This window comes from Aeromonas sp. FL131, from assembly GCF_049860615.1.
Lineage (GTDB): Bacteria > Pseudomonadota > Gammaproteobacteria > Enterobacterales > Aeromonadaceae > Aeromonas > Aeromonas hydrophila.
This window is the reverse complement of record NZ_CP187595.1, coordinates 3,262,956-3,275,101: the sequence shown is the minus strand read 5'-3', so window position 1 is coordinate 3,275,101 and position 12,146 is coordinate 3,262,956. Positions and strand designations below refer to the sequence as shown.

Annotated in this window: 10 protein-coding genes and 2 tRNA genes; all 12 read left to right on the top strand. The window is 58.8% G+C overall.

What is annotated here, in order from left to right:
• The first annotated feature begins 8 nt into the window (after positions 1–8).
• The 12 genes from ftsH to truB all read left to right on the top strand — a co-directional run bounded on the left by ftsH (position 9) and on the right by truB (position 12,010).
• Positions 9–1,958: an ATP-dependent zinc metalloprotease FtsH gene (gene ftsH / locus ACPW75_RS15125; protein WP_011707080.1), complete on the top strand. Its 1,950-nt coding sequence runs from the start codon at positions 9–11 to the stop codon at positions 1,956–1,958.
• Between the two features lie 62 nt (positions 1,959–2,020).
• Positions 2,021–2,866 (top strand): dihydropteroate synthase, encoded by an 846-nt coding sequence (folP, locus tag ACPW75_RS15120; RefSeq protein WP_045528315.1) that lies wholly within the window; start codon positions 2,021–2,023, stop codon positions 2,864–2,866.
• A 17-nt stretch (positions 2,867–2,883) separates the two neighbouring features.
• The gene (gene glmM / locus ACPW75_RS15115; RefSeq protein ID WP_016351721.1) at positions 2,884–4,218 is read left to right on the top strand and encodes a phosphoglucosamine mutase; all 1,335 of its coding nucleotides are present in this window, start codon (positions 2,884–2,886) and stop codon (positions 4,216–4,218) included.
• Between the two features lie 131 nt (positions 4,219–4,349).
• Positions 4,350–5,114 (top strand): triose-phosphate isomerase, encoded by a 765-nt coding sequence (gene tpiA / locus ACPW75_RS15110; RefSeq protein WP_077095617.1) that lies wholly within the window; start codon positions 4,350–4,352, stop codon positions 5,112–5,114.
• Complete coding sequence (gene secG / locus ACPW75_RS15105) at positions 5,115–5,441, top strand: preprotein translocase subunit SecG (RefSeq protein WP_010633113.1); 327 nt, start codon at positions 5,115–5,117, stop codon at positions 5,439–5,441. It begins immediately after the preceding gene.
• A gap of 7 nt (positions 5,442–5,448) precedes the next feature.
• Positions 5,449–5,533 (top strand) — tRNA-Leu (locus tag ACPW75_RS15100).
• A gap of 92 nt (positions 5,534–5,625) precedes the next feature.
• Positions 5,626–5,702 (top strand) — tRNA-Met (locus ACPW75_RS15095).
• A 167-nt stretch (positions 5,703–5,869) separates the two neighbouring features.
• A complete protein-coding gene (gene rimP, locus ACPW75_RS15090) occupies positions 5,870–6,328 on the top strand; it encodes a ribosome maturation factor RimP (protein ID WP_016351719.1) in 459 nt (152 codons plus the stop codon).
• A gap of 14 nt (positions 6,329–6,342) precedes the next feature.
• The gene (gene nusA, locus ACPW75_RS15085; protein WP_011707075.1) at positions 6,343–7,845 is read left to right on the top strand and encodes a transcription termination factor NusA; all 1,503 of its coding nucleotides are present in this window, start codon (positions 6,343–6,345) and stop codon (positions 7,843–7,845) included.
• Positions 7,846–7,865: 20 nt separating this feature from the next.
• Positions 7,866–10,559 (top strand): translation initiation factor IF-2, encoded by a 2,694-nt coding sequence (infB, locus tag ACPW75_RS15080; RefSeq protein WP_016351718.1) that lies wholly within the window; start codon positions 7,866–7,868, stop codon positions 10,557–10,559.
• 55 nt (positions 10,560–10,614) lie between these two features.
• Entirely contained in the window at positions 10,615–11,049 is a 435-nt protein-coding gene (gene rbfA, locus ACPW75_RS15075; protein WP_011707073.1) for a 30S ribosome-binding factor RbfA, read from the top strand.
• A gap of 1 nt (position 11,050) precedes the next feature.
• On the top strand, positions 11,051–12,010 hold the full coding sequence (gene truB, locus ACPW75_RS15070) for a tRNA pseudouridine(55) synthase TruB (protein WP_016351717.1): 960 nt from the start codon (positions 11,051–11,053) through the stop codon (positions 12,008–12,010).
• Positions 12,011–12,146 lie beyond the last annotated feature (136 nt).

Below are 12,146 nucleotides of genomic sequence, written 5' to 3'. Positions count from 1 at the left end.
TTACTGATTTGAGTGACATGGCGAAAAACCTAATCCTGTGGCTGGTCATCGCCGTCGTGTTGATGTCGGTGTTCAATAGCTTCAGCCCCAGCGATACCACCAGTCGCCAGCTGGACTATTCCAGCTTCGTTAAAGAAGTGACCCAAGAGCAGATCCGTGAAGTGCGGATGGATGGCAAGGTCATTAATGGCGTCAAGCGCACCGGTGAACGCTTCACCACCATCATCCCGGCGCCGGATCCCCAGCTGCTCAACGACATGCTCAATCACAATGTCAAAGTGATGGGCGAGAAGCCGGAAGAGCCGTCTCTGCTGACGTCCATCTTCATCTCCTGGTTCCCGATGCTGTTGCTGATCGGTGTCTGGGTCTTCTTCATGCGTCAAATGCAGGGCGGTGGTGGCAAGGGTGCCATGTCGTTCGGCAAGAGCAAGGCTCGCCTGATGAGTGAAGATCAGATCAAGACCACCTTTGCCGACGTGGCTGGCTGTGACGAGGCCAAGGAAGAGGTGAAGGAGCTGGTCGACTATCTGCGCGATCCGAGCAAGTTCCAGAAACTGGGCGGCAAGATCCCCACCGGCGTGCTGCTGGTTGGTCCTCCCGGTACCGGTAAGACCCTGCTGGCCAAGGCCATTGCGGGCGAGGCCAAGGTGCCGTTCTTTACCATTTCAGGTTCAGATTTCGTCGAAATGTTCGTGGGTGTCGGTGCCTCCCGGGTACGCGACATGTTTGAGCAGGCCAAGAAGTCTTCTCCCTGCATCATCTTCATCGACGAGATCGATGCGGTCGGCCGCCAGCGTGGCGCCGGTCTGGGCGGTGGTCATGACGAGCGTGAGCAGACCCTGAACCAGATGCTGGTCGAAATGGATGGTTTTGAAGGCAATGAAGGCATCATCGTCATCGCCGCCACCAACCGTCCTGACGTATTGGACCCCGCCTTGCTGCGTCCGGGTCGTTTCGACCGCCAGGTCGTGGTCGGTCTGCCGGATGTGCGTGGTCGCGAACAGATCCTGAAAGTGCATATGCGCAAGGTGCCGTTGGCAGATGATGTCAATCCGGCGCTGATTGCCCGCGGTACCCCCGGTTTCTCCGGTGCCGATTTGGCCAACCTGGTCAACGAAGCCGCCCTGTTCTCGGCCCGCGAGAGCCGTCGAGTGGTCTCCATGGCCGAGTTTGAAAAGGCCAAGGACAAGATCATGATGGGCGCGGAACGTCGCTCCATGGTGATGAAAGAGTCCGAGAAGGAGATGACGGCCTATCATGAAGCCGGCCACGCCATCATTGGTCGTCTGGTGCCGGATCATGACCCCGTCTACAAGGTCTCCATCATTCCGCGCGGTCGTGCGCTGGGTGTGACCATGTATCTGCCGGAGCAGGATCGCTGGAGCCACTCCAAGCAGCATCTGGAGTCCATGATCTCCAGCCTGTACGGCGGCCGTCTGGCGGAAGAGCTGATCTACGGTGCCGAGAAGGTATCGACCGGTGCGTCCAACGACATTGAGCGCGCCACCGACATAGCTCGCAAGATGGTGACCCAGTGGGGTATGTCCGAGCGTCTCGGCCCCATGCTCTACGCGGAAGAAGATGGCGAGGTGTTCCTCGGTCGCAGCATGGCCAAGGCCAAGCACATGTCCGATGATACTGCGCGCGTCATCGATGCCGAGGTCAAGCAGGTCATCGATCGCAACTACGCCCGCTCCAAGCAGATCCTGCTGGACAACATGGACGTGCTGCACAGCATGAAAGATGCGCTGATGAAGTACGAGACCATCGATGCCAAGCAGATCGACGATCTGATGGCTCGCCGCGAAGTGCGTGCCCCCAGCAACTGGCATGATGAGCACGGTGATACCCCGCAAGGCGGTGCCACGGTTGCTGCAGAGGCCAAGCCGGCGGTAGCCGAGACCGAGCAGGTGGCTGATGTCGATATCGACAAGGCCAACGATCTGCCGGCCAAATAAATCGTGATGATACAAACCCCGGGCTGGCCCCGGGGTTTTTCTTTATGTCAACGGAAGTAACGATGCAGCTAACCAGCAAGGGGCTCAGCCTCTCCCTCGAACGTCCCCACGTCATGGGGATCCTCAATGTGACACCGGACTCCTTCTCCGACGGCGGTCATTTCAATCAGCTGGAGCGGGCGATGACCCATGTGCGCCAGATGGTGGCGGAGGGGGCGACCCTCATCGACATCGGTGGCGAGTCGACCCGTCCCGGTGCTCCCGATGTGAGCGAGCAGGAGGAACTGGACCGAGTCATTCCCGTGGTGGAGCGCATGGTCGCCGAGCTGGAGGTGATGATCTCCCTGGATACCTCCAAGGCGGCGGTGATGCGGGAAGGCTGCGCGGCGGGTGCCCATCTTATCAATGACGTACGAGCCCTGCTCGAGCCGGGGGCCCTGGCCGCGGCCGCCGTTGCCAACGTTCCGGTGTGCCTGATGCACATGCAGGGGCAGCCCAGAACCATGCAGGCAGAGCCGTATTATGACGATCTGCTGGGGGAGGTGAGGGCTTTCTTCGACGAGCGGATCGCCGCCTGCCTGGCAGCGGGAATAGAGAGGGAGCAGTTGTTGCTGGATCCCGGTTACGGTTTCGGCAAGACGCTCGCACACAACTATCAGCTGCTTGCGCAGCAGGAGAAGTTGCTCGATTACCAGCTTCCGCTCTTGGTCGGTATGTCGCGAAAGTCTATGATAGGCAACCTGCTTGGCCGCCCGGTTGATGAACGGCTGGCCGGCAGTCTGGCCTGTGCGCTCATCGGGATGCAGCGCGGTGCCCGGATCATTCGGGTGCACGATGTGCGAGCGACCATGGATGCCTTGCGTACCGGCTGGATGGTCATGACGGGACAAGATTTCATATCCAAATAAAAAAACGAGAACAGACAATGGCAAGAAAGTATTTTGGCACCGACGGTGTACGCGGCAAGGTGGGTGAATACCCGATTACCCCGGATTTCGTGATGAAACTGGGCTGGGCCGCGGGCAAGGTGCTCTCCAAGAAGGGGACTCGCAAGGTGCTGATCGGCAAGGATACCCGCATCTCCGGCTACATGCTGGAGTCCGCACTGGAGGCTGGCCTGTCCGCCGCGGGTCTCAAGGCCATTCTGATGGGCCCCATGCCCACCCCGGCCGTCGCCTATCTGACCCGCACCTTCCGGGCCGAAGCCGGCATCGTCATCAGCGCTTCCCACAACCCCTATTACGACAATGGCATCAAGTTCTTCTCCGCCGATGGTACCAAGCTGCCTGACGAAGTCGAGATGGCCATCGAAGCCGAGCTGGACCACGAGCTGAAGTGCGTGGAGTCCGCCGAGCTGGGCAAGGCACTGCGCATCGACGATGCCGCCGGTCGTTACATCGAATTCTGCAAGAGCACTTTCCCCTCCAATCTGAGCCTGGAAGGGTTGAAGATGGTGGTGGACTGCGGTCATGGTGCCACCTACCACATTGCGCCTTCCGTGTTCCGCGAGCTGGGGGCAGAAGTGATCGCCATCGGCTGCAGCCCGGATGGTCTCAACATCAACGACGGTGTCGGTTCGACCGCCCCCGAAGCCCTGGCGGCCAAGGTGCTGGAGTGCAAGGCGGATCTGGGGGTGGCCTTCGATGGTGATGGCGACCGTCTGGTGATGGTGGACAACACCGGCTATATCATCGACGGCGATGAAATCCTCTACATCATCGCCCGCGATGCATTGCGCAACGGTCGCCTCAAGGGCGGCGTGGTGGGCACCCTGATGGCCAACATGGGTCTGGAACTGGCGCTGCAGACCCTCGGCATCCCGTTCGCCCGTGCCAAGGTGGGTGACCGCTACGTGCTGGAGATGATGAACGAGAAGGGCTGGCGCATCGGCGGCGAGAACTCCGGTCACATCATCTGCCTGGATCAGACCACTACCGGGGATGGCATCGTCGCCGCCCTGCAGGTACTGACAGCCATCTGCACCGCCGAGATGCCGCTGGCCAAGCTGCGCTCCGGCATGAACAAGTTCCCGCAGGTGCTGGTCAATGTGCGTTTTGCCGAAGGCAAGGATCCGCTGGCGGCCGACGCCGTGCAGCAGGAAGTGGCCAAGGTGGAACAGGAGCTGGCTGGTCGTGGTCGTGTGCTGCTGCGCAAATCCGGCACTGAACCCCTGATCCGCGTGATGGTGGAAGGGGAACATGAACAGCAGGTGCGTGATATGGCCCAACGCATCGCACAACAGGTTGAATCGGCGTTTTAATGAACAAAAAGGGCGGCTTTTAAGCCGCCCTGGTTGTATCTTGTTCAAACGATTCAAAAATTTGAAAATAGCGCTTGTCAGCTGACAATCCTCTGGATATTATCAGCCCCGCTTTCGCAAGGGAGTTGCCGATGGGACATCGCAAGCCGTTTGTAGCCGCCAACTGGAAGTTACACGGTAGTAGGTCGCAGTTAGAGCAGTTTACTGGTCAATGTCTGAAGGATGTTGATGAACGAGTAGACGTGGTCTTGTGTCCATCCCATGTGCATCTCGACTTTACGGCCGCACTGCTCGGTGAGCAGCGGACAATGAAGTTGGGGGCTCAGAATGTGAGCCAGCACAGACAGGGCGCTTACACGGGAGAAATCTCGTGTCAGATGCTGGTCGAGGCAGGGTGTCGATACGTACTGGTAGGGCACTCCGAGCGCAGGCGTCTCTTTGGTGAGACCAGTTTTATCGTCGCAGAGAAGTTTGCGGCAGCCAGAGCGGCAGGTCTGATTCCCATCCTCTGTTTGGGTGAATCAGGGGCGGCGAGGCAGGCGAGAAGAACCTTCGAGGTGATCGCCGAAGAGCTGGACATCGTCATAGAGAAAAATGGCGCGATGGCTTTCGATAATGCTATCATCGCCTACGAGCCGATTTGGGCTGTAGGTACAGGTAAATGCGCCACACCCGAGCAGGCACAAGAGGTTCATTCCTTTATACGTGGTCGCTTGGCGGAGGATACTCCGGTCATAGGTGAGAAAGTCAGAATCATCTATGGTGGGAGCGTGACGCCGACCAATGCGAGAGAGTTGTTTGCCCAGCCCGACGTTGACGGCGGCCTGATTGGCGGAGCAAGTCTCGATGACCAGACGTTTTTAGGAATTGTTGAAGCGGCAAAGGGTGCAAGTTAAATGTACGAGATTCTTTTGGTCGTTTATCTGCTGGTGTCACTGGCTCTGATTGGTCTGGTGATGATTCAGCAAGGTAAAGGGGCTGACATGGGCGCCTCCTTCGGCGCAGGGGCATCGAATACCGTATTCGGCTCCGGTGGTTCAGGCAGTTTCCTGACCCGCACAACAGCGATTTTGGCTACTCTGTTCTTCTTGATTAGCTTGGTGCTTGGCTCTATGTCCAGCAACAAGGTCAAACAGGGTAGTGAATGGGAAAATCTGCAACAAACCCAACAGGTTGAGCAGAGCAAAGCGCCAGTCAAGAAAGACACTGACGTTCCCGAGTAAGAGTTTTGCCGTGGTGGTGGAATTGGTAGACACGCTATCTTGAGGGGGTAGTGCTCTAGGGTGTGCGGGTTCGAGTCCCGCCCACGGCACCAATTAAGCAGTGAGCCCGGGTAACCGGGTGTATTATAGCCAGTCAGTCTTGTGTGACGAGGGTGAAGTGGCTATAATCTCGCACGATTTCGGACGCGGGGTGGAGCAGCATGGTAGCTCGTCGGGCTCATAACCCGAAGGTCGTCGGTTCAAATCCGGCCCCCGCAACCAAATTTCACGCATTTCCTACGCTCAGGAAGGCGGTCGCTGCGAGGCGACAATCAGGGTAAAGCGCCAAGCCCCGATTTGACATCGGGGCTTTTTGTTATGTGCAATTTACTCTGAACCAATTTCTATCTGGGCTTTATGCCCTTTTTTTGTTTTTTCGGAGGGTGACTTTGGCTACGTTGGAACAACGTTTGACCGATCTGCTCGAGGCTCCTGTCGTTGCCTTGGGCTTTGAACTGTGGGGTATTGAGTTTATCCGTGCGGGTAAACACTCCACCTTGCGCGTCTATATCGACGGCGAGCATGGCGTGAGCGTCGAGAACTGTGCTGAGGTCAGCCATCAGGTTGGCGCCATCATGGATGTCGAAGATCCCATCACCGAGGAGTATTACCTCGAGGTGTCTTCCCCGGGTCTGGATCGTCCCCTGTTCAAGGTTGCCCAGTTCGAAAAATACGTTGGCCAAGAGGCGGCGGTAACGCTTCGGATGGCAACAAACAACCGCCGCAAGTTCAAAGGCGTAATCAAAGCCGTGCAGGGCGACATGATCACCCTGACGGTAGATGGTAAGGACGAAGTGTTGGCTTTCACCAATATCCAAAAAGCGAACATTGTGCCGAACTTTGGTTAACGAGGCTATCGGATATGAATAAAGAGATTTTGCTGGTCGTTGACGCAGTTTCCAACGAGAAGGCGGTACCCCGCGAGAAGATTTTCCAGGCTCTGGAAACCGCGTTGGCGACAGCGACCAAGAAAAAATACGAAGGCGAGATTGAAGTTCGGGTCGAGATCGATCGCAAGACCGGTGACTACGACACTTATCGCCGCTGGGTCGTCATTGCAGATCAAGCTGCGATGGAAAACCCCTACGCCGAGATTACCCTGGAAGCTGCCCAGATCGAGCAGCCAGAAATCCAGATCGGTGAATACGTTGAAGATCAGATCGACTCTGTCACCTTCGACCGCATCACCACCCAGACTGCCAAGCAGGTCATCGTGCAGAAAGTGCGCGAAGCCGAGCGTTCCCAGGTCGTTGACCAGTTCAAGGACAAGGAAGGCACCATCATCAGCGGCGTGGTCAAGAAGAGCAACCGCGACAACGTGATCCTGGATCTGGGCAGCAACGCCGAAGCCGTGATCTTCCGCGACGACATGCTGCCGCGCGAGACCTTCCGCCCGGGTGACCGCATCCGTGGTCTGCTCTACGCCGTGCGTCCGGAAGCCCGTGGTTCCCAGCTGTTCGTCAGCCGTTCCAGCCCGGACTTCCTGAAAGAGCTGTTCCGCATCGAAGTACCGGAAATCGGTGAAGAGATGATCGAAATCATGGGCGCAGCCCGTGATCCGGGTTCCCGCGCCAAGATCGCGGTGAAGACCAACGATCGTCGTATCGACCCGATCGGTGCCTGTATCGGCATGCGTGGTGCCCGCGTTCAGGCGGTCTCCGCCGAGCTGAGCGGCGAGCGCGCCGACATCGTGCTGTACGATGACAACCCGGCCCAGTACGTGATCAATGCTATGGCGCCTGCCGATGTGGCCTCCATCATCGTTGATGAAGACAACCACACCATGGACATCGCCGTGGAAGCCGCCAACCTGGCCCAGGCCATCGGTCGCAACGGTCAGAACGTGCGTCTGGCTTCCCAGCTGACTGGTTGGGAGCTGAACGTGATGACCGTCGAGGACATGCGTGCCAAGCACCAGGCCGAGAACGACCGCATCCTGACGCTGTTCACCAGCACGCTGGACATCGATGACGATTTCGCCAGCCTGTTGATGGAAGAGGGTTTCTCCACTCTGGAAGAGATCGCTTTCGTGCCGGTCAACGAGCTGCTGGCCATCGATGGCCTGGACGAAGACATGGTGGAAGAGCTGCGCAAACGCGCCAAGGATGCTCTGACCACCAAGGCTTTGGCCAAAGAAGAATCCTTTGAAGGTGTAGAACCTTCCGAAGAACTGCTCAATCTGAACGGCCTTGGCCGTGAAATGGCGTACGCACTGGCCGCTCGCGGCATCGGTACCCTGGAAGATTTGGCAGAGCAAGGCATCGATGACCTTGCTGATATTGAAGGGCTGACGGCAGAGAAAGCCGGTGAGCTGATTATGGCTGCTCGTAATATCTGTTGGTTCGGAGAAGAGCAGTCTGAGTAAGATCAAACGGAGGAAAATGAATGGCAGAAGTATCAGTCAAACAACTTGCCACTGACATCGACACACCGGTTGATCGTCTTCTCCAGCAGTTTGTCGATGCCGGTATCAGCAAGAGCAAGGCCGACGACATGGTCAGCGAGTCTGAGAAACAGACACTGCTGGCCCATCTGAAGAAACAGCATGGAGGTGACGAGGTCGCCGCACCTGCCCGCATGACCTTGCAGCGCAAGACCAAGAGCACCATCAGTGTTCAGGGGACTGGCGGCAAGAACAAGGAAGTGCAGGTAGAAGTGCGCAAGTCTCGCACCTATGTAAGACGTTCGGCGCTGGAAGATGAACAGCGCCAGGCGGAAGCCGAGGAAACAGCGCGTTTGGAAGCAGAAGAAAAAGCTCGTCGCGAGGCCGAAGAGAAGGCCCGTCTCGACGCTGAAGAGAAGGCTCGCCGTGAGGCTGAGCAGGCTCGTCGTGAAGCTGAGGAAAAGGCGCGGATCGAGGCACAACAAAAGGCTCGACAGGCTCAACAGCCCGCCAAAGCAGCCGGTAGCACAGCTCAGCAAGAGGCAGAAAAGATGGCCAAGCGCGAAGCAGAAGAACTGAAGCGCCAACAAGAACAAGCAGCCTTGACCAAGGCTGAGGAACTCGCCGCGAAGAAAGCCGAAGAGGCTCGTGTCATGGCGGAACAGAACGCAGCCCGCTGGGCTGAAGAAGAAGCCGCTCGCGCCAAAGAGAGCAGCGATTACCATCTGACCACCAACAAGCACGCTCAGGCGGCTGAAGATGAGTTGGATCGTAAGGAAGAGACCAGCCGCCGCACTGCCGCTGCTGCCAAGGGCCCGAAAAAGGCCGGTCGTCGTGAAGACGATCGCGATGCGCGCAACCCGCGTGCTCGCAAGGGCAAGCGTGGCAAGGTTGCCACTCCGAACGCCATGAAGCACGGCTTCAACAAGCCGGCGGCCGCGGTGAACCGCGACGTGGTGATCGGCGAGACCATCACTGTGGCCGACCTGGCCAACAAGATGGCCGTCAAGGGCGTTGAAGTCATCAAGGTGATGATGAAGATGGGTGCCATGGCCACCATCAACCAGGTGATCGACCAGGAGACCGCTCAGCTGGTCGCCGAGGAGATGGGTCACAAGGTGGTGCTGCGCCGCGAGAACGAGCTGGAAGAGGCGGTACTGTCCGATCGTGACGAGACCTCCGAAGCCAAGCCGCGCGCGCCGGTCGTGACCATCATGGGTCACGTTGACCACGGCAAGACCTCGCTGCTGGACTACATCCGTAAAGCCAAGGTTGCCGCGGGCGAAGCCGGTGGTATTACCCAGCATATCGGTGCTTACCACGTCGAAACCGACAGTGGCATGATCACCTTCCTGGATACCCCGGGTCACGCGGCGTTTACCTCCATGCGTGCTCGTGGTGCCAAGGCCACCGATATCGTGGTGCTGGTCGTTGCTGCCGATGATGGCGTGATGCCGCAAACCATCGAAGCCATCCAGCACGCCAAGGCCGCTGAAGTGCCCTTGGTGGTGGCGGTCAACAAGATCGACAAGCCGGAAGCGGATCCGGATCGCGTCAAGACCGAGCTGGCCCGTTACAACGTCATGTCCGAAGACTGGGGTGGCGATTGCCAGTTCGTCCATGTCTCCGCCAAATCCGGCCAGGGCATCGATGACCTGCTGGAAGCCATCCTGATCCAGTCCGAAGTACTGGAGCTGAAAGCGGTGGTTGACGGCATGGCCAACGGCGTCGTGATCGAGTCCTTCCTGGACAAGGGTCGTGGTCCGGTTGCTACCGTGCTGGTACAAGAAGGTACCCTGCGTCAGGGCGACATCGTGCTGTGCGGCCTGGAATATGGTCGTGTCCGTGCCATGCGTGACGAGCTGGGTCGCGAGATCAAGGAAGCGGGTCCGTCCCTGCCGGTGGAAATCCTCGGCCTGTCCGGCGTTCCCTCTGCCGGTGACGAAGCCACTGTCGTGCGTGACGAGAAGAAAGCCCGTGAAGTGGCGCTCTACCGTCAAGGCAAGTTCCGCGAAGTCAAGCTGGCTCGCCAGCAGAAGGCCAAGCTGGAAAACATGTTCGCCAACATGACCGAGGGCGAAGTGTCCGAAGTGAACGTGGTGATCAAGGCCGACGTACAGGGTTCCGTGGAAGCGATCTGCGATGCCCTGGTCAAGCTCTCCACCGACGAAGTGAAGGTGAAGATCGTGGGTTCCGGCGTGGGTGGTATCACCGAGACCGACGCTACCCTGGCTGCCGCGTCCAGCGCCATCCTGGTGGGCTTCAACGTCCGTGCCGATGCCTCTGCACGCAAGGTCATCGAGGCCGAGAGCCTGGATCTGCGTTACTACTCCGTCATCTATGACCTGATCGACGAAGTGAAGCAGGCCATGAGCGGCATGCTGGCCCCCGAGTACCGTCAGGAAATCATCGGTCTGGCCGAAGTGCGCAGCGTGTTCAAGTCACCGAAGTTTGGTGCCGTGGCCGGCTGTATGGTCACCGAAGGTGTGGTCAAGCGTTCCAACCGCATTCGCGTTCTGCGCGACAACGTGGTTATCTATGAAGGCGAGCTGGAATCCCTGCGTCGCTTCAAGGATGACGTCAACGAAGTCAAGAACGGCTACGAGTGTGGTATCGCGGTCAAGAACTACAACGACGTACGCGAAGGCGACCAGATCGAAGTTTACGAGACCGTTGAAATTCAACGGACTCTGTAAGGCTGGAGTCAGATTAAATAGGGGGCCGCGGCCCCCTTTTATCGCAGGATAGAATATGGCCAGAGAATTTAGCCGGACCCGTCGGGTCGGACAGCAGATCCAGCGTGAAATCGCGCTCATTCTGCAGCGCGAGGTCAAGGATCCGCGCATCGGCATGGTGACTGTTTCCGATGTGGAAGTGTCCCGTGACCTCAATTACGCCAAGGTGTATGTCACCTTCTTGCAGCTGGAAAATGATGCCGAGCGCATCAAGGAAGGGCTCAAGGCGCTGACGGAAGCCGCTGGCTACATCCGCAGCCTGCTGGGCAGCGCCATGCGTCTGCGGGTCGTGCCCGAGCTGCGTTTCTTCTACGACCAGACTCTGGTCGAGGGGATGCGTCTCTCCAACCTGGTGACCAACACCATCCGTGAAGACAAGCGTCGCATGGCCGAATCCGGTCGTGAAGAAGACGATGCCGCGCCGGATGAAACTACTGAGGATAACGCCTGAGATGTCTCGTAGACGTCGTTTCAAGGGCCGTGACGTGCACGGTATCCTGCTGCTGGACAAGCCGACCGGGCTGACCTCCAACGATGTGTTGCAGAAGGTCAAGCGGATCTACAACGCCGCCAAGGCCGGCCACACCGGCGCCCTGGACCCGCTGGCAACCGGCATGCTGCCGATCTGCCTCGGCGAAGCCACCAAGTTCTCCCAGTATCTGCTGGAAGCGGACAAGCGCTACGAGGTGACCGCCAAGCTGGGCGAGCGCACCAATACCAGCGACTCCGATGGCGAGGTGGTCTCCACCCGGCCGGTGAACGTGGCCGTGGGTACCCTGATCGAGTCGCTGGACCAGTTCCGCGGCCCCATCATGCAGGTGCCGTCCATGTACTCCGCCCTCAAGCACAACGGTCGCCCGCTCTACGAGTACGCCCGTGAAGGCATCGAGATCGAGCGGGAAGCCCGCCCCATCACGGTGTTCGAGCTCAAGCTCATCAGCTTCGAAGGGGATGAGGTCAAGCTGGAGGTGCACTGCAGCAAGGGCACCTACATCCGCTCCCTGGTGGACGACTTGGGGGAGGTGCTGGGCTGTGGCGCGCACGTCACCCAGTTGCGCCGTACCCAGGTGGCCAGCTATCCCTATGAGCGGATGCTGACCCTGGAACAGCTCGAGTGCATCTTCGAGCAGGCCAAGGCCGAAAGCATTCCGCCGCGCGAGCAGCTGGATCCGCTGCTGCTGCCGATGGACACCGCCGTGGCAAGCCTGCCCGAGGTGAACATGCTGGCCGCCGTGGCCGCCTATGTGAACCAGGGCCAGGCCGTGCAGGTCGCCGGAGCGCCGCAGAGCGGTCAGGTGCGGATGACGGTCGGTCCGGAGCGCGAGTTCATCGGCGTGGGCGAGATCGACGACGAGGGGCGCGTGGCGCCCAAGCGTCTGGTGCGTTATCACGACGAACACGACGAGGAGTGATCCTCAGGCGGTATCGACGCGTGTTGGCCGTTGTGGCTCTTTCCCGTTGCGAAAAGTGACGGGGACGATTATGATACCGCCCTCATTTCACGGCTGAATTAGAGATTGGCTGTGAACCTTTAAACACTCTACTGGA

Coding starts and splice junctions, on each gene's coding strand:
- folP (WP_045528315.1), top strand. CDS start 2,021: ATGCAGCTAACCAGCAAGGGGCTCAGCCTCTCCCTCGAACGTCCCCAC.
- glmM (WP_016351721.1), top strand. CDS start 2,884: ATGGCAAGAAAGTATTTTGGCACCGACGGTGTACGCGGCAAGGTGGGT.
- tpiA (WP_077095617.1), top strand. CDS start 4,350: ATGGGACATCGCAAGCCGTTTGTAGCCGCCAACTGGAAGTTACACGGT.
- secG (WP_010633113.1), top strand. CDS start 5,115: ATGTACGAGATTCTTTTGGTCGTTTATCTGCTGGTGTCACTGGCTCTG.
- nusA (WP_011707075.1), top strand. CDS start 6,343: ATGAATAAAGAGATTTTGCTGGTCGTTGACGCAGTTTCCAACGAGAAG.
- infB (WP_016351718.1), top strand. CDS start 7,866: ATGGCAGAAGTATCAGTCAAACAACTTGCCACTGACATCGACACACCG.
- rbfA (WP_011707073.1), top strand. CDS start 10,615: ATGGCCAGAGAATTTAGCCGGACCCGTCGGGTCGGACAGCAGATCCAG.
- truB (WP_016351717.1), top strand. CDS start 11,051: ATGTCTCGTAGACGTCGTTTCAAGGGCCGTGACGTGCACGGTATCCTG.